Annotated in this window: 24 protein-coding genes; 13 read left to right on the plus strand and 11 right to left on the minus strand. The window is 36.9% G+C overall.

What is annotated here, in order from left to right; genetic code table 11:
- Nucleotides 1-237: 237 nt before the first annotated feature.
- Both A1704_RS07005 and A1704_RS07010 read right to left on the minus strand, forming a co-directional pair.
- Nucleotides 238-633 carry a Rid family hydrolase gene (locus A1704_RS07005; protein WP_065119573.1) on the minus strand — a complete coding sequence of 132 codons (396 nt, stop codon included), beginning with the start codon at nt 631-633 and terminating at the stop codon, nt 238-240.
- Between the two features lie 182 nt (nt 634-815).
- Nucleotides 816-1409: a Crp/Fnr family transcriptional regulator gene (locus tag A1704_RS07010; protein ID WP_062671909.1), complete on the minus strand. Its 594-nt coding sequence runs from the start codon at nt 1407-1409 to the stop codon at nt 816-818.
- A gap of 528 nt (nt 1410-1937) precedes the next feature.
- On the opposite strand from A1704_RS07010, the gene A1704_RS07015 reads away from it, so the two are divergent.
- From A1704_RS07015 to A1704_RS07020, 3 genes are all read left to right on the plus strand, one after another.
- Nucleotides 1938-2759 (plus strand): alpha/beta fold hydrolase, encoded by an 822-nt coding sequence (locus A1704_RS07015; protein ID WP_062671912.1) that lies wholly within the window; start codon nt 1938-1940, stop codon nt 2757-2759.
- A 63-nt stretch (nt 2760-2822) separates the two neighbouring features.
- Complete coding sequence (locus A1704_RS24635; protein WP_131797481.1) at nt 2823-2921, plus strand: tetratricopeptide repeat protein; 99 nt, start codon at nt 2823-2825, stop codon at nt 2919-2921.
- 105 nt (nt 2922-3026) lie between these two features.
- Nucleotides 3027-4538, plus strand: a complete 1512-nt coding sequence (locus A1704_RS07020) for a serine hydrolase domain-containing protein (RefSeq protein ID WP_062671914.1) — start codon at nt 3027-3029, stop codon at nt 4536-4538.
- A 103-nt stretch (nt 4539-4641) separates the two neighbouring features.
- Here A1704_RS07020 and A1704_RS07025 read toward each other — a convergent pair whose 3' ends face one another.
- The 3 genes from A1704_RS07025 to A1704_RS07035 form a co-directional block, all read right to left on the minus strand.
- The gene (locus tag A1704_RS07025) at nt 4642-5160 is read right to left on the minus strand and encodes a DUF2911 domain-containing protein (RefSeq protein WP_062671916.1); all 519 of its coding nucleotides are present in this window, start codon (nt 5158-5160) and stop codon (nt 4642-4644) included.
- A gap of 34 nt (nt 5161-5194) precedes the next feature.
- The gene (locus A1704_RS07030) at nt 5195-6886 is read right to left on the minus strand and encodes a sodium:solute symporter (RefSeq protein ID WP_062671918.1); all 1692 of its coding nucleotides are present in this window, start codon (nt 6884-6886) and stop codon (nt 5195-5197) included.
- 100 nt (nt 6887-6986) lie between these two features.
- Nucleotides 6987-9491: a PIG-L family deacetylase gene (locus A1704_RS07035; protein ID WP_062671920.1), complete on the minus strand. Its 2505-nt coding sequence runs from the start codon at nt 9489-9491 to the stop codon at nt 6987-6989.
- Nucleotides 9492-9950: 459 nt separating this feature from the next.
- Between A1704_RS07035 and A1704_RS07040 the strand changes: the two genes are divergently transcribed.
- On the plus strand, nt 9951-11168 hold the full coding sequence (locus tag A1704_RS07040; protein WP_062671921.1) for a hypothetical protein: 1218 nt from the start codon (nt 9951-9953) through the stop codon (nt 11166-11168).
- A gap of 33 nt (nt 11169-11201) precedes the next feature.
- On the opposite strand, the gene A1704_RS07045 is transcribed toward A1704_RS07040, so the two are convergent.
- A complete protein-coding gene (locus tag A1704_RS07045; RefSeq protein ID WP_062671923.1) occupies nt 11202-11741 on the minus strand; it encodes a hypothetical protein in 540 nt (179 codons plus the stop codon).
- A gap of 89 nt (nt 11742-11830) precedes the next feature.
- On the opposite strand from A1704_RS07045, the gene A1704_RS07050 reads away from it, so the two are divergent.
- The 3 genes from A1704_RS07050 (at nt 11831) to A1704_RS07060 (ending at nt 14497) form a co-directional block, all read left to right on the plus strand.
- Complete coding sequence (locus A1704_RS07050; protein WP_062671924.1) at nt 11831-12139, plus strand: helix-turn-helix domain-containing protein; 309 nt, start codon at nt 11831-11833, stop codon at nt 12137-12139.
- A gap of 111 nt (nt 12140-12250) precedes the next feature.
- Entirely contained in the window at nt 12251-12652 is a 402-nt protein-coding gene (locus A1704_RS07055) for a hypothetical protein (RefSeq protein ID WP_131797482.1), read from the plus strand.
- A 330-nt stretch (nt 12653-12982) separates the two neighbouring features.
- The gene (locus tag A1704_RS07060) at nt 12983-14497 is read left to right on the plus strand and encodes an NACHT domain-containing protein (protein WP_062671926.1); all 1515 of its coding nucleotides are present in this window, start codon (nt 12983-12985) and stop codon (nt 14495-14497) included.
- Between the two features lie 211 nt (nt 14498-14708).
- Here the strand turns inward: A1704_RS07060 and A1704_RS07065 are convergent, their stop codons facing one another.
- Entirely contained in the window at nt 14709-15347 is a 639-nt protein-coding gene (locus tag A1704_RS07065) for a hypothetical protein (RefSeq protein ID WP_062671927.1), read from the minus strand.
- Between the two features lie 414 nt (nt 15348-15761).
- Entirely contained in the window at nt 15762-16433 is a 672-nt protein-coding gene (locus A1704_RS07070) for a hypothetical protein (protein WP_062671928.1), read from the minus strand.
- Between the two features lie 458 nt (nt 16434-16891).
- On the opposite strand from A1704_RS07070, the gene A1704_RS07075 reads away from it, so the two are divergent.
- From A1704_RS07075 to A1704_RS24165, 4 genes are all read left to right on the plus strand, one after another.
- On the plus strand, nt 16892-17344 hold the full coding sequence (locus A1704_RS07075) for a PA2169 family four-helix-bundle protein (RefSeq protein ID WP_062671929.1): 453 nt from the start codon (nt 16892-16894) through the stop codon (nt 17342-17344).
- A 107-nt stretch (nt 17345-17451) separates the two neighbouring features.
- Nucleotides 17452-18000 carry a type 1 glutamine amidotransferase domain-containing protein gene (locus A1704_RS07080; protein WP_062671930.1) on the plus strand — a complete coding sequence of 183 codons (549 nt, stop codon included), beginning with the start codon at nt 17452-17454 and terminating at the stop codon, nt 17998-18000.
- 122 nt (nt 18001-18122) lie between these two features.
- On the plus strand, nt 18123-18440 hold the full coding sequence (locus A1704_RS07085) for a hypothetical protein (protein WP_062671931.1): 318 nt from the start codon (nt 18123-18125) through the stop codon (nt 18438-18440).
- Nucleotides 18441-18487: 47 nt separating this feature from the next.
- The gene (locus A1704_RS24165) at nt 18488-18658 is read left to right on the plus strand and encodes a lmo0937 family membrane protein (RefSeq protein ID WP_047433678.1); all 171 of its coding nucleotides are present in this window, start codon (nt 18488-18490) and stop codon (nt 18656-18658) included.
- 78 nt (nt 18659-18736) lie between these two features.
- Here the strand turns inward: A1704_RS24165 and A1704_RS07090 are convergent, their stop codons facing one another.
- On the minus strand, nt 18737-20647 hold the full coding sequence (locus tag A1704_RS07090) for an amidohydrolase (protein ID WP_065119569.1): 1911 nt from the start codon (nt 20645-20647) through the stop codon (nt 18737-18739).
- Between the two features lie 487 nt (nt 20648-21134).
- On the opposite strand from A1704_RS07090, the gene A1704_RS07095 reads away from it, so the two are divergent.
- The gene (locus A1704_RS07095; RefSeq protein ID WP_062671934.1) at nt 21135-23531 is read left to right on the plus strand and encodes a hypothetical protein; all 2397 of its coding nucleotides are present in this window, start codon (nt 21135-21137) and stop codon (nt 23529-23531) included.
- 98 nt (nt 23532-23629) lie between these two features.
- On the opposite strand, the gene A1704_RS07100 is transcribed toward A1704_RS07095, so the two are convergent.
- A complete protein-coding gene (locus A1704_RS07100; RefSeq protein WP_062671936.1) occupies nt 23630-23860 on the minus strand; it encodes a hypothetical protein in 231 nt (76 codons plus the stop codon).
- A 42-nt stretch (nt 23861-23902) separates the two neighbouring features.
- Between A1704_RS07100 and A1704_RS07105 the strand changes: the two genes are divergently transcribed.
- Entirely contained in the window at nt 23903-24379 is a 477-nt protein-coding gene (locus A1704_RS07105) for a hypothetical protein (RefSeq protein WP_062671938.1), read from the plus strand.
- A gap of 112 nt (nt 24380-24491) precedes the next feature.
- On the opposite strand, the gene A1704_RS07110 is transcribed toward A1704_RS07105, so the two are convergent.
- On the minus strand, nt 24492-26153 hold the full coding sequence (locus tag A1704_RS07110) for a hypothetical protein (RefSeq protein WP_062672140.1): 1662 nt from the start codon (nt 26151-26153) through the stop codon (nt 24492-24494).
- Between the last annotated feature and the right edge of the window lie 190 nt (nt 26154-26343).

The following is a 26343-nucleotide window of genomic DNA, read 5'->3' on the forward strand; positions in this document are numbered from 1 at the left end:
AAAAGATAAATTATTGGAAACTCTTGCAGAGGAACAAAAAATCCTTACTTTTGGAAGTAAGGACAATATTGGATAACTGACAATTATTTTTAACCCCTAACTGTCAGATAAAGTCGTGGCTATTACAGATTATTTCTGCTCTGATTTTTTATCTGAAAACCTCATCAATATTACAATAAATCAGTTTTATCAATCCGCATCCGTTTTCATCTTCTTTTCCTCTTAAAGTCTACAAAATCATACAGTTGCTATAACTTTAATTTCAACAAGCTGTTCAGGCAATGCAAGTCCGCTTACTCCAACCATAGTACTGGCAACAGCTTTAGGGTTATCGTAAAATTCTGTTTTGAAATTTTTTCTCGCCTCAAACGCCGTCGTCATATCCATTGCATAGATCACTTCTTCCACCACATTTTCCATCGTCATATCATATCTTGACAATAATTCTTTGATGTTTGCATAAGTTTGTTTCATTTGTGCTTCCATTCCTTCTGCCAATTCGCCTTTCTTGTCATGACCCAACTGACCGGAAATCCAAACGGTATTTCCTTTTTTTACCGCCTGTGCATATCCGTAGATATCTTCCCAAGGCATTCCTAAGCCTTCTGCTATTTTGTTGTTTTCCTGTAACATTTTTTTATTGTTTAAATTAATAAAGCAAATATAGAACTGATAAAAATCTGAGAAATTGAACTGGTTTAATAAATGACTTTTTCTTGTATTCTCAATAAAAAAGTGATTTACACATTTTGTATAAACCACCCTAAAAATTCTTAGAATTTTCGTTTTCACCTCGGGAAAGGAAAATTTTCTGCTTATTGTTTCTGTTTTTCTTTATTAGCTAAACGTTTTCGAATTGTACTCACAAACTCTTTAGAAACGCCAAGGTATGATGCAATATAATACTGCGCTACACGCTGCGGGATGGTAGGATAAACTCTGATAAATTCCAGGTAACGGTCAGTGGCAGGTTGAGAAATTGTATTGATAAGGCGATTTTGAAGCGTCACCACATACCGCTGCATCATCAGCCGGAATGCTCTTTCAAACTTCGGAACCTTCTGCAGTAATTCCTCTTTGGTTTCCGGATTCAAAATATAAATTTCGGTATCTTCCAGGGCTTCTATAAAAATCTTCGAAGGCGTTTTATTATTAAAAGAATCAATATCCGTAATCCACCAATCTTCAACAGCAAACAGAAGAGTCACTTCAAAACCGTTTTCATCAAGATAATATGTTCGTGTACAGCCCTGCTTTATAAAACCTTCAAACTGACAAATTTCTCCTTCACGCAGAAGGTGTGTTTTCTTCGGGTACTTCTGAAGTGTGAGCAAACCTTCATAAATGTTTTCCTCTTCTTCTGTTAAAGTAACAAATCGTGAGATGTTTTTGATAATATTTTGAAACATAAATTTATTTTACAGCTGCAAATTAGGCAAAAGTGTGTAAATTTCAATCTCCGGGAGCCCTGTGCCACAGCCGTAATGATCAATTATCTTCATATTTTCGGTTTATATTTTTACATTTTTTTTAAATCTCATTTTCAAACTTTTTTACAATCCTGAACCAAGCAAAATAATATCTGCTTCATTTTCTTTGACATAACCCAGACAAACTCTTTCATCATGTTGTATTTTCCCTTTTCAACCTCCATTGTTTTCGATCATCCTTTCTAGAATTTCATGTTTTTTACAATCCTAAAAAAATTAGGTGGCTGTGTTAGTTTTGAAGAGAAAGTAGATACAGATTTTGAAAGCAGCATGATAAGTGGGGCAAGTGGAAGATAAAAATAACTATCAGAATAAAAAAACTTTATCAAAATGTACGAAATTAAACTAGATTAATTTCTATCTGCTTTATCCACCATACATTTGCTAAAGAAATAAGAAAACAAATACTTATCAAATAAATTAACCCAACATTAAAAATTAAAAACAATGAGCACATTACAATTAAAAGACGGAACAGAGATTTTTTATAAAGACCAGGGAGAAGGGCCAGTATTAATGTTTCACCACGGATGGCCATTATCATCAGACGATTGGGATGCACAGGTAATTTTCTTCCTTCAGAGAGGCTACAGAGTAATTTCACACGACAGAAGAGGCCACGGTCGTTCCAGCCAGAATATTTACAATCACACCATCGAGCAATATGCTTCTGACGCTGCAGAATTGGTTGAATTCCTTGATCTGAAAGATGTCGTTCACATTGGTCACTCTACAGGAGGGGGTGAAGTGATCCGTTACGTTCATAAATATTCTAACGGAAGAGCCAAAAAAGCAGTTTTAATCAGCGCCGTTCCACCAGTAATGGTAAAAAGTGAAAACAACCCTGACGGTGTTCCGATGGAAGTTTTTGATGGAATCAGAGAACAGACTTTGAATAACAGAAACCAGTTTTATTTTGATTTGACTTTCCCTTTCTACGGATACAACAGAGAAGGAGCTAATGTAAAAGACGGGGTACAGAGAAACTGGTGGAGACAAGGAATGATGGGCGGAATCGTGGCACATTATGACGGAATCAAAGCATTTTCCGAGACTGACTTTACTGAAGATTTAAAAGCTGTAGATATTCCTGTTTTGGTTCTTCACGGAGAAGATGATCAAATTGTTCCCATCGAAAACTCTGCCATTAAATCTGCAAAACTGTTGAAAAACGGAAAACTGATTACGTACCCGGGTTTCCCTCACGGAATGCCTACTACGGAGCACGAAACCATTAATAAAGATCTTTTGGAATTTATTGAGGCTTAATATAAAATATAAAAGGGGAATCGAAAATGATTCCCCTTTTTTTATACAAGATAAAATAGTCTATTGAATAGTCTGGGAGAAGTGTATTATACCAATCAGCAATATGATGTAGCATTAGATTATTATAAAAAAGCAATAGGTCTTGGGGGAACGAAGAAATGACAGAAAAAATGGAGAGGCAAACGGAAAAGTAAAACAAGTACAAAATGTAACAACATCTTCTTTTGAATTGTCTTATTACATACATAACCAATTCAATATTTCTAAATGAAAAAAATACACCTCATCCTACTGCTTTCTTTATCGTTGAATGTTTTCGCCCAAAGTGTGAAGGATAAAATAAAATCATTCGAAGATAATCTGCTGAGCTGGGATACATCGAAAACAAAAAAGTGGACGCTAAAAGAAAGAATGGCTTTCTACAACATGAATGCAGTAAGCATTGCGGTCATAAAAGATTATAAGATAGAATGGATAAAAGCGTATGGCTATGCAGATGTTGCTGAAAACAGAAAAGCAACTCAGCAAACGCTGTTTCAGGCCGCATCTATTAGCAAGTCTATCAACAGTCTCGGTCTTTTAAAATTGGTTGAACAAGGAAAATTAAACTTGGACAATGACATCAATAAGTATTTAAAAACCTGGAAATTTCCATACGACTCGGTTTCAAAAGGCAAAAAAATTTCCCTTGCTAATCTGTTGAGCCATAAAGCAGGTTTATCTGTTCATGGTTTCGGAGGCTATCAAAGAGGGAAAGAATTACCTACTCTCCTACAAATTCTCGATGGACAAAAACCTGCCAATTCTCCTGCGGTGCGGTCTGTGTTTGAGCCCAACCTGAAATTTCAATATTCAGGAGGGGGAACAACCATTTCACAATTAATCCTTGAAAATACTACAGGAGAAAAGTATGAAGATTATATGTTGAAAAATGTTTTGACCCCTTTAGGGATGAATGAAAGTTCTTATAATCAACCGCCTTCTTCAGATAAAGAAAAATTACTGGCAACGGCTTATGTTAACGGAAAGGAAGTAAAAGGTAAATATCATATTTATCCTGAAAAAGCAGCAGCCGGTTTATGGACCAACCCCAATGATCTGGCAAAATATATCATCGAAACCCAATTGTCATTTGCAGGCAAATCGAATAAAGTTTTATCAAAGGAAATGTCTGTAAAGAGAATTGAAAATAATTACGGCGTGTTTCTGAATGATTTCAAAGGCACAAAATATTTCGGACACAGTGGTGGGAATGAAGGTTTTGCGTGTTACTATATTGGAAGTGTTGAAGACGGAAACGGTCTGGTTGTAATGACTAACGGCAATAATTTCAAACTCATCGATGAAATTCTTTTAAGTATTGCCAGTTTGAACCAATGGAAAAATTATCCCATTGAGCCTCAAAAAGAATCCATTGCCTTAACTATCAGAAAGGAATGTTTAAAAAATATTGACAAAGGAATTGCATTGTACCAGGAACTGAAAAAGAATAATCCCAATGGCTACAACTTCTCCAATGAAAACGAACTCAACGAGCTTGGCTATGAATTGCTAAGAGACAACCAATCAGAGGCAGCACTTAAGATTTTTAACTTAAATGTCAATGAATTTCCAACGTCAGGAAATGTATATGACAGTCGTGGTGAAGCTTATTTTAACAAAAAAGAATATACATTGTCAAAAAGCGACTATCAGAAATCATTGGAACTTGATCCGACCAATCAGAATGCGAAGGAAATGATTTTGAAAATCAATCAACTTTTGACTACTCAAAAATAAATTACACTTTTTTCGATGTAATGACAGTAATCTTGGATACAATATCAAAATGATAAACAAAAAATCCCGGTTAATCCGGGATTTTCATTTCTTATACTTACATTTATTTGATCTCTACAGGCACTGAGATTTTATCCCAATCCATTGTAAATCCATTATTGTTTATTTTATAAACTAAAGTTTCCTGTGTTGCCGGCAAAGCCTTTGTTTTTACATCAACACGTAAAGCATCTTTAGATTGTTCGTATTTATAAGCACCCCATTGTTTTGGCTCCTTGTTAAAAATCGCAGTCCAGGTTCCGCTTTGTTTAGGGATTAAGAAAAAGCTGTATTTACCTGCAGGCAGTTTTTTACCCTGAACGGTAATATCTTTATCCGTTTCGAAAGTAGTGGCTTCATTAGCACCTGCACGCCAAACTTTATCATAAGCTTCCAAACCACCCCAGATTGTACGTCCTTTTACTGAAGGACTGCTATAGGCAATTGTAATGTTTGCATCTTTAATTTTTCCTGTAGCAGTAGCCGGAGGGCTGGCAGGTTTTTTAGTTTCCTGTGCAAAAGCGTTTACGGAAAGCGTCACTGCTGCAAAAAGTACAGTAGCTGATTTAATCATTGTTTTCATAATATTTTATTTGTTTGTTTTTATTATTATTTGCTTACGAATTTACTGTTTTCTGCTTATAAAACAGCAATCCGATTGCTGAAAATATAATCACCGCTGCTGCCCCTATTACATTAAGCCAAAGGAAGGAAACAATATCAAACTGATAAATGGCAATGACCGTAATTTCTGATAAAATTGCAGCAATAAATACATTCGGTCCGTCAATTTTTTTATAGTAAAATGCCACCAGAAAAATTCCCAGGATCGGACCGTAGAAAAGAGAACCTAATACATTAACCGCTTCAATGAGAGAACCCATTTGCGTGGCAAACATGGCTACACCGATTGAGAAAATACCCCATGCTAAAGTGTGCAGGCGGCTGTACTTCAATTCGGTTTTCTCATCAGGAAGTTCTTTTTTAAATAGTAAATGAACATCTTTTAATGAGCAGGCAGCAAGGGAATTAAGCGCGGCCGAAATGGAACCCCAGCTGGCCAGAAAAATGACGGCAAACAGTAAACCGATCATCCCTACAGGCAATGTATTTTTTACGAAATACAGGAAAATGTAATTCGTATCTGTTTTCTCCGTAGTATAGTTGGAATGATTGATAGCTTCCTCTACCCTGCTGTGTAATGCTTTGACTTCTGTCTGTGTATTTTTAAAATCCTGAATTGTTTTTTGAAGTTGTGGAGAATGCGTTTCTTTTAACTTGAGAATTTCCTTCGATTCTGCATTAAATTTTAACTGTAAATCCTGATGTTCTTTTTCAAAAGCCGCAGCCTGTTCAGGATTTGCTTCCTTTAAATGTTGATAGGAACGTTCATTAAAATAAATCGGAGCCGGTTTCAGAGAAAAGAAAGCGAAAAGCAAAGCACCGATCAGGAGAATAGCAAACTGCATCGGAATTTTAACCAATCCGTTCAGCAGCAAGCCCATTTTTGCATTAGTATTATCTTTTGCAGTGATATACCTACCGACCTGGCTCTGGTCTGTCCCGAAATAAGAAAGCGCCAGAAAAAAACCACCAATTATTCCACTCCAGATATTGTATTTATCTTTCCAGTCAAATTCCGTGGTGATGACATTAAGCTTCCCGGATTTCCCCGCCAGATACAGCGCATCATTAAAACCGATTCCATCCGGCATATTCTGAATAAGGAGATACCCTGCAAAAGCCATAGTTCCGAGAATAATAAGAAACTGTAATTTCTGGGTGTGAGCGATCGCTTTTGCACCTCCAATATAAGTGTAGATCAACAGAATGCCACCTGTTAAAACATTGGTTACATAAATATTCCAGTTTAAAACGCTTGATAAGATAATACTCGGAGCGTAAATACTGATTCCGGTTGATAACCCTCTGGAAAAAAGAAAAAGCAGTGAAGTGAGCACCCTTGTTTTTTTATCAAAACGGTTTTCTAAATATTCATAGGCAGTATAAACATTTAAGCGTTGAAAAATCGGGATGAAAGTAATACAGATCACAATCATCGCCAAAGGCAAACCGAAATAATACTGCACAAAGCGCATTCCGTCTGTATAAGCCTGACCCGGTGCTGAAAGAAATGTAATGGCACTTGCCTGGGTGGCCATAATACCGATGAGCACAATATACCAGGGCATTTTATTATCTGCTTTCAGGTAGGATTCGTTGCTTTTTTGGCCACGACCGATGAATACGCCGTAAACCACCACTGCAACCAGTGTAACAATAAGAACCGTCCAATCTATATTACTCATGCCCAGAATTTAGTAAACCCATAATAAAATATGATCTGTACTACTAATGCAACGGCTAATAGTATGTACCAGATATTCCAGTTTTTAAGTTGTTTGTTCATCAGTTTTTCTGTGCAGATAAAAAGTTTAAAAATAAACGTGCAGCTCCTACATTTCCCGCAGGTAACTGTCTGAAAAATGCTAACGGTGTATAAATAAAATTACCCTTTCCGTATCTGGCATATAAAGTTGATCCCTGAAGAGGCTCTTCATCCGTATCATGCATTTCAAAAAGCGGTTCATATGCGGCATCCCATTGAGCAGGGAAATAGGCACCACGTTCCTGTACCCAGCCTTTAAAATCATCCGCAGTTATTTTATTCGGAAAGTTCAGTAATTTATGATTGGGATTTAAAAACCTAACCGCAGCATTTTCTTCAGTAACACGCTTATTGGCAATAGTGAAATTGTACATTCCCAATTTGTCAACGGTTGTATCCTGGTTGGTATTATACTGCATCACCAGATTACCTCCGGCTTTGGCATAGGACCATAAAAACGGCATCCAGCGGCCCAGCTTTTTCTCGGTGTTATTGGCACGAACACCCAATACAATGGCATCATATTGTGATAGTTTGTTTTGATTGCCGTTTCCGCCGGATTCATCTATGTTTCCATAAAAATCTTCGTCTTTCAGGATATCTACCTGAACACCTGCAATGCGCAGAAACTCGGGAATAAAATCACCCGCACCTTGTATGTAACCTACTTTTTTTACTTTCGCCTGAATATCGCCTTTCATTACTAACACAGTGGCAGGCGCAAAATATTGCAGGGAAGGCAAATGCGGATACTGAATTAATATTTGTTTTTTATTATAGATAGCCCCATCTGCAACATAATTGGCGTCCAGTTGCAAACGGTTTGAGCTTAGGGAAGCAAGCTTAGCTTTTGGAATAACGTAATCGAAAGTAAAATCTTTCTCTTTTACAGAATTTACTTCAGCACTTCCTAATCTTTCTCCGTTATACATGAGGTTCAAAACACCTTTATTGAATGGTTTGTTGGAATTCATCTTAAAATGTAAACTCAAATGTAAATCTTCATTTTCTTTGACCCAATAAAGTGATTGTGTAAATTTCAGTTCCAATGCTGGAACAATGCGCAAAGCTTCGACCACATCACCACGCACCGGATCTAATTTCTTGAAAGATAAAGGAAGCTTAACCTGAAACTTTTCTGAACCGATTTTTAAACCAAGTAAAACATTCAGCGGTGATTCTGCCTCCGGTAAACCGATTAAAGTATCATTGGGAACGGAGAAAGTGGCTGCATTCACGGGAGGTTTTGCCAACCAGTAAGGTTCTGTGAGTGCTGCATCAGCAGGAATCTGAATGTCGTGCTGAATGGTAATTAAAGAATCTTTTGATAGTTTTCGGTTAAAATTTTCTGATTGACTTAGCCATTGTACATCCTCTAAAATAACAGGATCTGCAGCTCTTGAAATCAGATTTAACCTGAAAGTGTAATGATCTCCGGCAACCGCTTCAGCCTGATTGGTAACAACCTCACCCATAAATCCGGCACAGCTTAAAATAATATGGTCAAGAGATTTAATTTTATCCTTTTTAAAATCTCCATCTTTGATTGCCATGACCTTTTTTCGCAAAGCAAGCAAAGCAGGTAAGCTGAGGTCTGGATGATTGAAATTGAAAGCAGAAATAATCTGATCTAATGACTGATCAATATCAGCGTTTCCTTGTGAAGTCCAGGTTTTAGTAACTCCGTCAAAAAGAGTTGCTTCTGCAGGCTCACCGGCAACGTGGGCAAAATATTCTATTCTGATCCCGGCTACAGACTGTGTTCCTGCTCCCTGGCTTTTATGCAAACTTCTGCTTAATCCGGCCAATTCTCCGTAACCCATTCCCAGTTGAGCGTCATATTGCCCAACGGTCACTTTCAGTTGGTTTTCAGCAGTGGTATTCACTCCACCAAAGCGGAAAGTATTCCACAATACGCGTTTTGGCTGCCATGCATTGACATATTTCAGTTGATCCGGGAAAGCCGTTTTATCACCTGCCAGCTTAAAGGCTTTTTCCGCTACCACAGCCGAAGCTGCATGTTGTCCGTGCCCTGCCGCAGCAGTAGGAGGAAAACGACAAATGATAATATCCGGACGGAATTTACGGATTACCCAGACTACATCTGCTGTAATACTGTCTGCATTCCATTGTTTAAAAGTGTCGGTCGTATTTTTAGAAAACCCGAAATCAATCGCACGGGTAAAAAACTGTTGGGCACCATCTAACTTTCTTGCTTCCAAAAGCTCATGCGTTCTGATTAAACCCAATGCAGCACCTTGTTCTGTGCCTAATAAATTCTGCCCGCCATCACCTCTGGTTAAAGACAGATAGCCCGTTTCTACATTTTGGTCGTTGATTAACCAGGAGAGCAATCCCGTATTCTCATCATCGGGATGAGCTGCAAGGTATAAAACTTTAGGAAGATGTTTCAGCGTTTTGATTTCACGGTAAATTTCAGATGATTGGGAAGGCCGGACCTGCTGGGCCGAACAAAATACCGTATAAAAGCCAAGGATAAATATAGTGCTTACTTTTTTGAACATTTAAATTTGCTTTGCGGCAAATATAAGTAAATCCTCTTTCTTTCAACATTAAAAGAATCAGGCTGTGAATTTTACAGAATTTTTTTTAAAATTAACCGCAAAGGCAGAAAAATTTTATTGTTTAAACACTTTAGTACACTTCACAAAGTCTAAGGAAACACTACATAATGAAGTTCACATAAGATGAATATCTTCGATTTTCTACAAAACTTTAGTGGACTTCTTATACACAAGGTAGATTAGCTTACATAACTAAAGTGTTTAAAAAGCTCTTGTGCCTTTTATTGCTCATAAAAAATGAAAATTAGCCGATAAAAAAATTAAATTTTTATCTTAAAAAACATATCATAATGATACTCAATATTACCAATTAGTTAATTTTTATCAATCACAAACTTCTTTTTTTCATTTTTCACAAAAAAAAGAATTATATTTGGTTCACACAAAATACACCCTCATATGAAAACAAAATTTACACATCTCACTGCTATTCTTATTTCAGGTATTTCTTTTGCCCAAGTAGGGATCAACACAGCTTCACCTAAAACAACATTGGATGTATCTGCCACAAGGGACACTTCAGGAGTGATTACGAATAACACACAAACATTCGGATTACAGGCCCCAAGGCTTACCAGAGCTGAGCTTACAGCCAATACCGCTACCTATGGCACCAATCAGACCGGCGCATTAATTTATATTACGGACGTCACCGGCGGAGATGCCACAGGGCAACGTATCAATGTTACTGCTATGGGTTATTATTATTTTGACGGAACAGTATGGCAAAGACTGACACAGGCAACCAATGCCGTAGCTCCGGCAATTTCTACATTACAGTGTACCACAGCTTACTTAAGTCCTTCTACTTATACTCCCGGTACTCCTTACACCGGAAACCTGAGAGTTACTTATAGCGGAGGAAACGGCGGAGCTTATAATTCAGGAACTCCTTTTACCATCAACGGATTGACTTTCCAGCTAAGACCGGGAACTTTAGAGTTTGGTGATGGCGAACTGGTATTCTCAGTAAGCGGAACTCCCACCACTGCTAATGACATGACTATTCCGATGACCAACAGTACGGTTTCTTTCCTAACAGCAGCGCAAAACTGTACCGCTACAGTGGGAAATAGCAGCCGTGCAGACATTGCACCTGTTGCAGCAATGGGATATCCTACTCTGACAACTGATTCCAACGGGAAACAAGCTTATACCTTCCCTCTTGCTACCCCGGATGGTAAGTATTCCATCAGAGTAATATTTGACACCACCAGTGGTACAACCGCTGCCATTCCTAATGTACAATTATTTAACAATACAGGTTCTACCGTAAATCTATATTGGAATTACAATACCGAATATGGCGGTTATATTGGAGCAGCTCAAACTACCAACAATATTACTTCAGGAGTATGGGGCGGTATGGGAGATGCAACAGCTACCTGGTTTCCTCAAGGCACCGGAGCAGTAGGAAGCGCTTACTGGGGGAACGTAGGGATTATAGATGGTTCCAGTGGCGGACCTGAGCATAGAAGATATACCTGGATAGACAGCAACGCTTCTTCAAAAACTGCTTATACCGCAACCATTATGGCAGGAGCCCCCACCTCAGGGAGTGCCCAACCCAACCTTTCTAAAATTTACATAAAGATAGAGCAAGTAAAAGCTCAATAATATAATGCCCCTGAAAAAGGGGCATTTTTATTTTTAACGGGTTTCAGCTATCTTCTTTTCTCTTCTTCTCTGAAGAATAAGGTGTGCAGCATCCAGCATTTTCACCGTATGAATATAGGGCATCACGATATTTCTTTCCGGTAGATTTTCATAAACACCCATTGAAAAATAGACGATTCCGGACATAAAATAATCAAATTCTTTGAGGGTGTAGGCACTGAAGGCTTTTTTGAAAACCAGCAGAGGATTCCGGTATTCTTTCTCCGAAAGAAGGCCAAGAACCCAAGGGGAAATCTTTTCCGATTGTGTATCGACTATCCATTTTCTGTCCTTCAGCATCATGAGATATCCTGCCCGGATCAATGACCTCATCGACTGATGAAACTGGAAGATCACCGCCGGATCTTCATGGATCCAGCTGTTTCTCTTTACCGCATAATTCATAATGTTGCTGAGCCTTTCTTTGGAAACATCCAGCTCATTGAACTGAAAGAAAGTTTCTATCAGCTGCAAGCCGGAGTTCTTCTTTTCTGCCCGAAACCGGGGATCAAAGTTTGTTCTGCTTTTTTTCATTGTTTGTATTTTTTATAAATGTAAGAAAAAAAACAATAAAACACATATATGTGTTGATGAAAAATTTTAGAAAACTCAACCTTTACTAAATGTATAAATGGCAAATAGAAGAATTAAAATTTCAAATTGGAAAGCTTATTCAATTATATAGGCTTAAAAAGGGACTTTCACAGTTTCAACTTGGAAATGAGCTCAATATCTCAAGTAACCATGTTGGTAGGATTGAAAGATCTGAAACAAACCCAACCATTGAAAGTCTTGTCACATTCTGTAATTTTCTTGAAATTGATCTGTTACATTTATTCACAAAACTCAATGAAAAAGAATTAAAGAAGATTGAAAGTGAAATCGACCAGCTACAAAAAGAATTTAAAAACCAAAATAAGAGAAAATCCTGACGAAAGTTGGGATTTTTTGTTTTATGGAAAACCGTAATATTTAACAGAAATAATAGGATAAGTTTGCATCTATAAAACAGCAAAAAATTTTAATTACTAAATAATAAATCCATGAAAAAAATCGCTTTCTTTTTGATAATTCTATTATCAATGACCTCTTGTACAAATTACTATACGGTATTACTAACTGAAGATACCAATGTATATGCAACCAGCAGTAATGAAAATCTTATAACCACAATACCCAAAGACACTCAAGTCTATATATCAAATAAAGCAAACAAAAAGAATTACAAAAAAATAAAATGGGGAAATTATTACGGCTTGGCTTATAATCCAAGTTATACTTCTTATAGTACTTATACATCGACTAGCCATTACAATACATCCACTCCTTCCTACAATTACACTCCTAGTACAAGCGGCGGAGGAACAGTGCATGTAAAAGGCTACACAAGAAAAGATGGAACTTATGTAAGGCCACATACCAGAAGTGCCCCGAGAAGAAAATAATGGATCATGTTGAAAAAATAGAATTGAAAGTCTCGACAAAAGTTGGGATTTTCTTGTGATTAAATTTTTAAAATCTTTAAAAAATCCGTGAAAATACTGATTCAAAATTTGGAGATGGCCCCTATTTTTGTCTACTGCGGGAACCCGTAAGAAACTTAATTTATTGAATTATATATTTGAAAATTTAGATTAAGATTTAACTAAGTTCAACTCTTAAAATAAATGCCAGAAGTTTAAGAAAAATATAATCGAATTGCAATAGTAGATTATGACGAGTTGGGATTTATCATTATCATTAAACATCAGCATTTACCATATAAAACTTTAACAATGAATGAATTAATTGAAACTTTTTTCAATCACTTTTTTACACCTAAAATATCTAAAATATTATCTGAAATTATAAATTTTGGAGCCATTTGCACTGCAATCACTTTTATTACTAAATATTTTTACAATTTATTTTTAAAAAGAAAAAACAATCTTAGTCTTAAGCCTTACTATACAAATACAGTTCTACAGTCTGCTAAAAAAAAATATATCCGTTCAAAATGCCAAAATATTGATCCATCAAACGAAATTGAGTACAATAACAACTTTGCATTTGCAGTCCGTGAGGACTTACTGAATTTTTTTTTAAAGAATGTTTTTAGAATTAAAGATCCTGAACAGAAATACTATTTAATTTTAGGAGATGCAGGTATGGGAAAAACTACTTTCCTTCTAAACCTATTTAGACTTTATAATAAAAACATTAGAAATCTTATTTTTTCAAATGAAAAAATGAAGCTTTTACCTTTAGGAGAAAGTTTTGATGAGTTAAAAAAAATAATTTCTGAAATTCCAGAGCCAGAACAAACTATATTGCTATTGGATGCACTTGACGAATCAAATCTTTTTTTTCACGAACAGACAAATAACTACTCTTTATTTTTGGACAAATTAATAAATTCAATCTCTCATTTTAAACAGGTAATAATCACTTGTCGAACTAATTTTTTTATTAATGAAAAAGATGAACCATTCGAATTAAAAATAAAAAAATACAATACAGAAGGTAATGGTTTTCATATCATTAAAAAGGTTTATCTTTCACCATTTAATCAAGCCGATGTTAATAAATATCTAAATAATACATTCCCTTTCTGGGAAATCGAAAAGAAAGAAAAAGCAAAAAAAATTATTTTGAGTACAAAAGATATTTTCTTCCGCCCTATGTTATTATCCTATATTGACGATTTGGTAAAATTAAATAGAAATGACTTCTTAAAATTTGAAGTATATGAAACATTAATTGAAGCGTGGATTAATAGAGAATCTAATAAATACTTTGAATCAGAAAGATATATTTTTAAAAGTAATTTGTATCTATTTACATATGAGTTGGCAATATCTATTTATAATAACTATAAAGAAAATGGGTATTTTATTAGTTTTGAGGAATCACAAGCAATTGCGTTAAAAAATAATATCAATTTAAATGAATTAGAAATTCGTAGCAGAACGCTTTTAAACAGAAATTCAAATGGCGATTATAAATTCTCACATAAAACAATCCTTGAATGTATTTTATCATATTTTTCTTTTCTATCAAGAAAAAATATTGGTTTAGACGAATATGAAATTTTTTATGATTTAGAAAATTTTGATTTTGCAAAGGGTTTAGTTGAAGAATTACATCTTAATTATAAGTACAATTTCAAGCTTCCAAATTTTTACGATAGTGATATGATTGCGAATGAACATATTTCTAAAGTAATAAAAGAAAGATACAAAAATAATAAGCCTACAATAGTCTGGCAAAATGGATTAAAATATAGAGTTCATTTGCAAGATATTGGATAAACTTACTATCTGCTCCCCGCTCTCCGAAGTCTCCCGACTTCGGAGCAAGTTCAAAGAAAAAAAACTTATTTCATCAGCTTAAAATCAGGAACATTTCCATAGCATAAATCAAAACAAAAAAATCCCAGCTTTTCGTTTGGGATTTTTAAGCAAAACAAGCTTCAAGTCTCTATTGTTCCAGTATTTATCTTATATTTTCACCATCTTCACTCTACAGTTTTGTGCCTTGCTCAACCGGCGCTTTCTGTAAAATTTGTATGGCTCCGGTAGAGGTATTTCCATAAAGCTGAATATAAATATCATCGCCATTTGTTCTTCTGATGACATATACTTTTACGGGTTCATTCCAATAATCTATAGAACCTTCCTCTCCAAAGTATTTGGCATCTTCTTTTATTCTGTCAAGCTCTGGCTGAGAAACTTTACCATCAAATATTTTCACACCGCCAACTTTTGTAATAGCATCATCATAACTTTTCAAAAAATAGGGCAATGACCATTCTTCCGTATTACCTTTCCCATTGACTACATATGTTTTCCATACTTTTCCTTCTATGGGCGTCATTACTCCGTTAAGTGGAAAATACAGCCTGTCAAAGCTTCTTTGTACGGGTTTATTTTGAAAGTCCAGTCCTTTGGGAAAACTGAAAAAGGGAAAATCTCCTACCTCAGCGGTGGAAACCGGCACAGAGTTGATGTCAAACTGAGTAGTTTCTCCCGGAGATTTTTCTGTGGCTGTAGTATTTCCTATGGCGACAGTATCCTTAGCGGCCTCTGTTTTCTCTTCAGTCTTTTTGTTGCATGCAGCAAGCAAAGCGCCTATTGATAGAATAATCAGTGTCTTCTTCATTGTAATAAATTTAGTTTTTGGGTGTATAATTTTTTTAAAACAGTGAACGATAAAACAATACGAATCCTTCTTCATCAGAATTGTTCTGTATATTTTTATCCCGTACTATTTTTGCGGTACTAACTTACAAATAAAAATAAGGATAGGAAATCCCTAATTTTAAGGAATTTAGTGAGTAAAAAGATGATATCCTGATGATATTTGACGGAGATTTTTACTTTTGAAACTGATGATTTTTAATAGAGTTCAATGTAGAATGAACTTTGCTGATTCCCCGAAATGCATAGATAAGCACACCACTTCATGAGCACCGAAGCCGAAGCACTTAGCTCACTTACAATACAACAAAATGATCAATGAACCTTTGCATAAAAAAAAGAATTCCAGTCATGATCTGATGAAAGATCTAAAAACTTACGCCTTCCTGATGATATCGCGGGTAAGATAAATATAATTAAACATACAAAACGTCGCCACCGCCCCGAAAGTATGCCACAAAAAGTGGGTCCCGAAACTGAACCATTCCCACTTATCAGCAATACGGAAGGTCAGTGCAAACACAAATGACAATACCGCAAAGCCTACCCATTTGCCAGCCTTCCATTGGGTATAGATCAAATACCTTATTACCGAGAAAACTACCAATGAAGCCATGATGGCATAATTCACGTTGATAAAAAGAGAAGGGTTATCTGCCAAAATCCAGTTTCTCAAACCCACCATAAGTGCTGTATATACCAGAACCAGAACAACAGCATAGTACCATCGGGTACTCTGCGCTATAAAATAAAATCCGGCAGACAGACAGAGCAGCATAATAGGCAGCCAATCCATCATGATAAATACCGGCCATTGCCTGAAAGAATGGTAAACCGTTCCCCCTATGGCACCAATATATAATAATACCAGGCAGTAGGTTAAAAAAGGGTGTTTTTTAAAATTACCTTTCATTTTAAAGGTCCAGAAAATAGCGATGGCTAAAAATAATAGGGCTGTTATTGCATTGAAGGGCTCAGGGAAAAACTGAGTCATATCTGTTTCCTTATATAACAGGCCTCCGTCCGGAGGTATTAGGTTTATTGGCATTGTCTTTTTTTATATTATTTACAGGCATGTTCTAGAGTGTACAATACAAACACAAGCCATTTTTCTAACCATTAGTAAACATATACTTACTTATTATAAATATAGAAAAAATTATGGCATTGTACTCACGGATGCCACATTATATTTTTATTAAGCACCCCTTCTACTCTATCTAAAGAAGCTGAAACCTTTATCAATTCTGTTTGCTGATCAATCAAAACATCGCTTGCAAAAATACTGGCCGATAAATGTCTTGTCAGAGAAGCATAACTTTGTAGCACAAATTCTCTATACCTCTGTGCCACTTTTGATTGTGGTGTTTTGCAGTTCTTCAGGTATTTTTAATTAAGATTTGTTTTCAAAATTTTAAGTTTTTTTTAAATACCACATCTTTGCAGATATGGTGTTTGAGGCACGGCGCTTGCAAAGTTCATAGTACCAATTTAAAATATAAAAATATGAACAACGAGAAAACAGTTTCAGTATTAAATGATTTACTGAACATTACCAACGACAGAATTCAGGGATTTTCAAAAGTGGAAGACAAAGTTTGGGATGAATATCCACTGCTGAAAGCAGATTATGATACGATGGTGGCCCAGTCTCACAAGATGAAAAACGAATTGAGCAATCTGATTACAGAAAGAGGAGGGACACCGGATCAATCAGGATCTACTGCAGGAGCCATCCACAGAGCATGGATTGATGTCAAAAATTCTTTTGCCACAGATACAGCCGGCTCTACGTTAGGAAATGTTGTATATGGTGAAAATGCGGCTATTGATGCTTATCAGGATGCTTTAGACAGCGGTGATCTTTGCCCGGAAAGTTCGAGAGTGGTACTGGATCAGCTTCATCAGCTTAAGACTTCTCATGATAAATTTGAAGTTCTTGAAGATTTAAAAAAGTAGATATCCTCTTTCTCACGAGGTAAGTTTTTATTTAATCATCACACAACAATCGAACGTTGTAATCGGAGGTCACAGACCTTCCGATACTTAACACAAAAAACAGTACTATGTCAAAGAAAATCGCAATACTGGCCACACATGGCTTTGAAGAAAGTGAATTAAGCTCACCAAAAGAATATCTTGAACAACAGGGATGGACCGCCCATATCGTAAGTCCTGAATCCGGAAGTATTAAGGCATGGGCAGAAAAAGACTGGGGTAAGGAATATCCGGTAGATCAAACGCTCGACAATGCAGCGGCTTCAGATTATGATGCGCTGGTATTACCGGGAGGCGTTATTAATCCCGATCAGCTGAGAACCAATGAAAAAGCACTCACCTTTGTAAAAGATTTTTTTGCCCAGCATAAACCTGTAGCAGCCATTTGCCACGGACCGCAGGTACTGATCAACGCGGGTGTGGTAGAAGGAAGGAATCTGACTTCCGTTAACTCCATCAGCCAGGATCTAAAAAATGCCGGTGCACACTGGGAAGACAGCGAGGTGGTAGTAGATGCCGGACTCGTGACAAGCAGAACACCAAAAGATCTTCCTGCCTTTAATGCCAAAATGGTAGAAGAGATCAGGGAAGGAAAACATACAGAACAAACGCTCTGAAACAAATAAAGTCTGGCTCTGCCAGGCTTTTTCTTTTCATCAAACATTTATATGCCTAAAAAGTACCACATTTCTATCTTATGGCAAAAAAATTGTAATTATTAAAATCAAATCACAATCGTATGAACAATATAGTAAAAATTACATTGGCTCTTGCAGCAGGAAGTTCTTTGCTTTATATGGGCCTGCGAAAGAAAGGCAAGAAAAGCAAAGTATATCTTGCCCCTGACGGAAACACTTATAAAGAAAACCAGATTTACCGGACTTACGATAATAAGCTTTATAAGAACGGCAAGGAGTTTCATTATCCCGTGCCCAAGTTAGAGGATGATCAGTCTTTCAATAAAAATTACAGTACTACCACTGATACCATTTATTCAAATTATAAAACTGATCATAAAAGCACACGATATCACCATAAAGGTTTAAGGCATCAATAAAATGAAGCCGCTACAACACCACAACACTAACCACAAAAAATAATATTATGAGAAATCTATTATGGCTTGTTGCAGTCATCTGCATCGCTGTCTGGCTACTGGGAATGCTCGGAATCATTCCCGGTATGGACACAGGAAGTTTAATCCACACACTCTTGGTTGTTGCCATTATTGTTGTTCTGATCAATATTTTTACCGGCAGAAAACCTCTTAATTAAAAACAAAAAATCAGAGCAGAAATAATCTGCTCTGATAGGTATTTAATTAGCAACTATTTAAGCTCTTTTCAGAACCTTTTATGATTTATCTGAAAAAACAACATCTTTCTCTGTTAGTGTTTTTTCAGTCTTATGATTCACATACACAGGTATACCGCCTACCCAGGTTTCCAATACCGGAATGTCTCTCATTTTCATATACTGTAATGAAGGTGTATTCAATGAAAGAGGATCCTGTTCCAAAATAACGAAATCAGCAAAGTATCCTTCATTTAACGATCCTACCCATTTATCTGCATAACACTGCCAGGCAGCATCATAAGTAACGGCAATTAAGGCCTGCTCCGGGGTAATACGTTCCGCGCTGTTTAAGACCTCAATATCGTTTGGATTTTTTTCCATGATTCTGGTAATGGATTGTTCCATCATTCTCAGAGGACCTAATGGACTCACCTCATTGTCGCTGTGAAGGGTAATTCTCATACCGGCGGCAAGCGTTGAACCACAAAGATCAAGCATTTGTGCTTTTTCCCCGAATATTACTTCTTTAAAAGCATAGCCCCAGTAGCCTACGTGCCCGATCAGGAAACTTGGAGATACTCCCATTTGAAGCATATTGGTAATTTGCTCTGATGTCAGCAGTGAACAGTGCTCAATACGGTTACGAAGCTCCGGACCTCTATATTGAGCCAAACTACGCTGATAAGCATTAATGGCAAATGTTACTGCCTGATCTCCATTAGCATGAACCATCAGCGGCCAGCCTTTTACAGCGACCACGCTGTTGATTAATGTATTATAGTTCGGAGGAATCGTATGGGCCGGAATACCTGTCTGCGGAAAATTAAATACCCCTGTGTTGTTCGCAGGATTACACAGATAAGGAGTGCTCTGATAACCTGTCAATCCCTGGTTGGAACCATCTGAAACCACTTTAATATGCCCGTAATATACAGGTTTATAATGCTCCGGCTCTTTATAAGGTTCCAGTTTATCAACATCTTCCTGGCTGGAACATAGATAAGCTCCTCCTGTTCTTACGCGTTCCGGGTGAGTCTCGAAGTATTTGGTTAACAGTACTTCTGAACCTTTATTCAATCCGGCATCATACATAAAAGTAACCCCTCTTGAATTGGCTGTATTGAAAAGATTGGTAAGATATCTGTTAATCTCTATGCTCATCGCAATGATCTGCAGCTTTACCGTCTTCAATGCAGGAGTCATTTGTAAGCCTTCCTGCAGCTGACCTTTGGTCTCAGCAATATAATTTTCAACGGTTTTATACTCGGTACTGATATCGGAATTATGTTTAAATACATATTCCAGCGCCTTGGTATTCAGATAAAGTGTATGCATAGAAGCACTTAACAACATCATCGGTGTCCTATGATTAATACTGTCAAGTAGTATATTATCGATGGTTATTAACTCTTTTTTACCATCTTTTTCCTTAAAAGGCATTAATGAAGGGTCTAGACCTCTCCCTAAAATAACAGCCCCCGGAATTTTAGGAACATGATTGTTGATAATGGTCCCTACAGAGGTCAGGTCATAAACAGCCTTTAAATTCTGTCCTTCAAAAGGGCTCAGATCCAGCCAGCCCTGCATCATTGCTGTTGGAACCATATGAACATGGGGTTCTATCAGCCCCGGAAGCAAAGTTTGAGTACCGGCTAGTTCTTTTCTTTGAAACCCTTGATAATGCTGTTTCATATACTCTTCTACCTGATCTTTTGTACCGGTCACCACTACTTTTCCATCAGCGATCCCAACAGATTCAACGGTAGCTGTTGATCCTCCAATCATAGGACGGATAATTCCTCCGCATACCATCAGAGTTTGTGGTTTTTCGTGGGTGGCTTTTCCGGCACCCGGATTTATTTTGGTCATATTTTCTGCACTGAAAAGTTCTTCTTTAAGAACATCCAAAACAGGATTGTGGCAAGAGCAATGAGTACAGCCCTGCGTGTGATTGTGTGATTTTTCCATGGGAATAATTGGATTTAAGGATTGTGTGTAAGCTTAATTTTGTTTGTATTGATTTTGAATTATGCTTTATTTTGATATACATAGAACTACAGGCCTCTCATCAGATGAGGCCTATTGGTAATTTAAATTAAAAGGATTTTTTAAGGTTCTATGTCAGGTTGAATTCGGGAAGGGTAATAAATTTCATATATTTTCATGTTTTAGTTTATTTTATAAAAATAATAAAAATATTCATTCAAAATATTTTTTATCACTAAATGTTGATTAAATTCACATCTCTAAAATTTTAATTTACAGCACGTTCCTGTTTAATTCACAATTCTCTATTGGTATTTTCCAATACCTCACCATGCACTGTATCTCAAGATTTTTGACTTGAAAACATCATCAATTTCTTTTCACTCTTGTGAAATAACATATAAAATATCAACTCCAGAAGTCTTTAAATGATTACATTAGCAAAGAATTAAAATGTGCTGAGATTTCTATGAAAAATATGTTCTGTGTATTGCTCCTTTCAATGGTACAGCCTGTACTGGCACAAACCAAGTTAGAAAAAGCAATTACCAATCTTGAGGATCATTACGAGCAGGAAAAAGTATATGTACTTACGGACAAACCGCAATATGCAGCTGGTGATAAAATCTGGTTCAAAAGTTTTGTATTTGACGGATATAACCGTTCTGAATTATCCACTACGCTTTTTGTTGAGCTGTATAATTCTGATAAAAAATTAATAGACTGGAAAACGGTACTTCTTACGAATGGTGAAGGCAGCGGAGATTTTCAACTGAAAGAAGATCTTCCCGAACAGGTTTATTTTGTAAGAGCTTACACCCCTTACATGACCAATTTTAATGAGGATTTCCAAATTGTCAAAACAATTCCGGTTTACAATCCAAACTCTACAGAATCATTGGTAATCTCTAAAAGTTCTGATTGGTCTGCCAAGGTCTTCCCGGAAGGCGGAACTTTCATTAACGGTATGCCTACAAAGTTTGCTGTAAGATTATCTTCCAATTCTTCTCTGCCGGAAAACTGGTCCGGAAAAATTATAGACAGCCAAAACCCCAATACTCCTGTTACTACATTCAAATCTTTTGATAAAAATGTCGCTTCTTTTAAGATAACTCCGGCATCCGGAAAGAAATATCAGGCCATTATTCAGGACAATGCAGGAAAAAGTCATACAATAGATCTACCACAAGTTGCCGACAGCGGCCTGAATATAGAGGTTTCAAGCTCTAAAGAAGGGATAAAGTACAATTTAAAAGGTGTCAATCTCAAACAACAGCTTCAGGGTTATAAAATTATTGGACTGATCAACAACCATCTTGCTTACAGAGCCAATATCAACCACCTGACGAATGAGGCATCAAGCCTTATTCCTACAAAAATCAGTAGTGGTGCCAACGGTATCCTGCAATTGGTTATTCTTGATGAACAGGACAATGTGGTGGCACAGAGGCTTTGCTTTATAAAACCTGGTAATTTAAAGGTTGAGAAAGCAGAAATAGTAGGTCAGAGTTTAAAACCAACACCAAGAGCTTTCAACAGTATTGATCTTTCTCCGGAATCTTATTTCAAAAATTATACAGTTGTGGTAAGCGAAGATAATGGTAACCCAACTCCTGAAGAAGACAATATTCTGAGCGGGCTCTGGCTAACGGGAGATTTTACCACAAGAATAGACAGCCCTGCACAATACTTCGCTAAGAATGCCAACACTGAAGCTTTGGATGCACTTCTTATTTCAGAAAACTGGAAAAGATTCGACTGGAATGCTGTACTCAGCGGAACTGTACCCGCCATTAAAACCCAATCTCAAAAATACCTTTCTTACAGAGTAAAACCTATTAAAAATAATGCTCTGCTACCCAACACGAGTATCAATTTATTATCAAAATCCGGTCAAAGCCAGCCTGTATTCAGCCAATTCAAAACAGATCAAAACGGATATATCTATTTAAATAACCTCAATAATGATGAACCGCTGGAAGTTTCAGCCTTTGTCAATTCAGAAAATAAAGAATCAGGGAATCAGGATTTGTTTGTCACCATAGAACCGTTAGTCACACCTTCCCCATTTAAGGGCAATTTTCCGGCTACAAAATATACATTGGTAAAAGCTGATAAAAATAAAACTCTTCCTCCAACTATTTCCAGAGCCATCAATACGCAAAAAAATATAAAAAAGAAAGAGAGTAATGATATACAAATTCAGGAAGTTGCTTTAGTTGGAAAAAAGAAAGATGCGAAGGCAGATCTTGATAAACAACTTTCCAGCGGAATGTTCAGTTCTGTCAATTCTACTGTATTTGATTTCGTGAATGAAGACCAGCATACGTCAGGATACACCAATATTTTAGACTGGCTGCAGGGAAAAGCTGCCGGCCTGACATTTCAGAGAAATAATTCAGGAGCCAACGTTCCTTATATCCGGGGACAGCAAGCCAAGCTCTTTTTAGATGAAATAGCTACCGATCCCAGCATGATCTCCACTCTTCCCATCAACAATATTGCGATGGTAAAAATCATCAAAGGATCAGGATTGGTAGGTGATGCCGTAGCCATCTACACAATGAAGGGCAATATGCAGGCTAAAAGCAACGAAAAAGAAGTAAAAAAGAACAACTCATCCATCATCAAGGGTTATGATAAACCTTCAGAATTCCCTATTGAAATGATAGATAATGATGCTCCTGAAAAAATTGAAAATGATACGCGTGAGACACTGTACTGGAATCCTAATTTATTTGACAGTGATTATGTTCCGCCAAGAATTAAATTTTTCAATAACGACAGCGCCAAACAATTTAAAGTGTTGATCATAAGCTTTGATGAAGACGATAATATTCTTTATGACCAGCAGGTTTTAAAATAAACATATGGGACAAGTTATATTTAGCTTGTCCCTTTTTATTACTTTATTATTAAAAACATCTCATTACAAGCGGCTCTTAGCAAGGAGGTCCTACCCATTTATTGCTCCAGTTGATGAATAAGATTTTTTATTTCAGGCGGGCTTAGCTCTGTTTTTGTTTCTGTTTTTAAAATATGCTTTAAAATTGTAATATGGGCTGCTTTTAAAGCATCTTTAGCTCTCTCTGCTACCGCAAGAAAGGATTCGTGCGGTAGCAGAGAAATGTTATAGATATGGATGATACCTGTCTTACATGCGGTGAAAAACAATAAAAAAACATCATCTTTCAAAAGAAAATCCCAAATATTCCGTTTAATTCTTAAATTTGGCTTATGCGAAAGAATCTTTATTTCATCTTTATATTATCTACGCTTACCAGCTGCTATACCTATCAGGTAAAAAAGCCAGTGGATCCGGCTGTGGCAGCTAACAATAATCAAGGCCCTAAAAAGAATACCGATATAGCGAATAATACTTCTTCTCAAATGATGGGGACAACTACTGCCGCTCCAAACATGAATGCACAACCAGCCCCTGCACCGGTGAATGTTCAGGAAAAACTGGCTGCCGGTAAAAATGTCAGAATTGAAGTAGACAACAAGAGCTATAAAGTCATTGTTGACCGTTGGGAAGGAGACAGTCTGGTAGCACACCCTGTTCGCAATGCTAAGAAAAGTCTGAAATTCCATAAGAATCAGATCAATAGTGAGAGAATTGCAGAAAAACGATTTTCGCAGCCTATTGCTGATATTCTTACCGTTACGGCTTATGCCGCCATTGGGGTAGGAATCTATCTCCTGGTCAAATAGGTCTCAACCAAAAAAGTCTGAAAATTGACAGAATAAAAAAAACTCGAATTAAAATATAGCAAAATAGACTGCCTTGTTGAGACAGTCTATTTTATTATACGTATTTTGTTGTTTAAGGCCAGATCACCCCGGATTGTTTAGGGCTTGTCCATGGTTTTCCTGCAGGGCTTGTTCCCGGATGGGCAGCAAGACATTCACTTACCCATGTAGCACCCACAGCGTGAGATTTTACTTTTTTTACAGAACAATAAGTAGTGCCGAAGTTATCTTTATACAGCTGATAGTTAGGATAAGCTCCTTTAGCAACTAACTCTTCATCATGAAGAAATTCAACGTCATCACTTACCTCAGCCGGATAATCCACAACCGCACCCAGAACCCATGCTATGGAATCTCTGTTGTTACCAGCCACCAGACTTGGCGGAGGACTGAGTGTAATCTTGATGGAAGATTTAGAATGGTCTACAGAGTAGGAAGAAGAATACGTAGATTCTTTAACGCTTGCCAACGGAATTCCTAAGAAAGAAAGCGTGGCTGAAGAAGATTGCTCAAAAGTTTTCTGAATACTTTTATAATCTTCACCTGTTACCGTGATCTCTACAGTAGGATAATTGGAAATCGCTACTCCATTCAGTAACCCGAAAGGTCCTTCCGGTCCGAATTTCATCCCCGGATCCGGAGAAAACTTATATCCTGAGATATTCTCTTTGTCAGCGCTATTAATCTGCGCTTTACGGATAGGGTCAAACCACGCCCAGTACATATTGCTGGCAATATTAAAGTCTTTGGGTCCAAAGTTCACAAGCGTAACTCCCGTAAACATCATCGAGATCTGGATGGAGTTTTTGCTGATTGCAATATCTTCACTGAAATAATTGGCATTCCCCCCAATTCCTAAGGTAAAGAAATCAAAGATAGGAATAGAAAAACCAGTCTTCCCTTCTACGGAAACACTGAAACGGCTTTCAGATTCACGGGTCACTTGCATATCAATCTGAGCGGTCTGAGAAGTATTTTTAAGCCCATTTAAAATTTCGTTAAGCGGAGTGGTCACCTCAAAAGCCGGTAAAATACTATCGTCATTCAATAGCAGTCCGCCATTTTCTTTTTTAGGGTTCTGTACATTCTTCAATGCTTTGGAAAGGTAACCGTTATTCATCGTTACATTGTTCTGTAATGATATTGTAGCTCCCAGCGCATCCAGATAATTGGCTAAGACAGGGAGAATGGGTTTACCACTTGCCGGGGTCTTATTCAATAATGCATCAAGGTTATCACTCTTCTGAATCTGGTATAAAGTAGTGGAAGGATTCGCCCATTCCGTAGCTATTTTATCCATAATGATATCAATAGGCTGCATGGTCTCGGTAGCAGGAGGAAGCGTATTATAAGCCGCTACCCAGGCATTGAGTAAAGCCATTTGCTGATCTGTAGCTCTTGTATGGGCATCATTCAGGACAGCAGTATCTTGTACAGATAAAGAATAATTGACTTTTGAGAACGCATCAATAAAATAATTGGTAAACACCTGATCCAGCTGCACTGGTTCAGTATTGGCTCTAAGGTTGGAAGAGATCCAGTCGTAAGTTTTCTTATTAAACTTCAGATTAGAAGGGTCCTGCCAGTAATAAGGAAAATTTCCTTTTCCGTTAATGGTGATCGCAGACAGTTTTGTACTTAAAACACTGGAAAGAATATCATTAGCTCTGTCTTTCAGTTCTGTAATAATTTGTGATGCTTCTACAAAGGGAGCAACATTTTCTGGATTTTTCATGATAATAATATTGATATGGTTCCTACTCTTTTCTTGGCTTTTCGGATGCTGCCGTTGTTCAGGGTTTTGAAGCTTCTTTTGAACATACCAAAGTAACGGCGAAAAAAGAGCGAATTTCAGAGTATAAGTTTCCGATTTTGAAGCCAAGTATTTGTACTGTAGACGATAGGCATTTGTACGTATAAAAAAG

This window comes from Chryseobacterium cucumeris, from assembly GCF_001593385.1.
In the GTDB taxonomy this organism is placed as follows: domain Bacteria; phylum Bacteroidota; class Bacteroidia; order Flavobacteriales; family Weeksellaceae; genus Chryseobacterium; species Chryseobacterium cucumeris.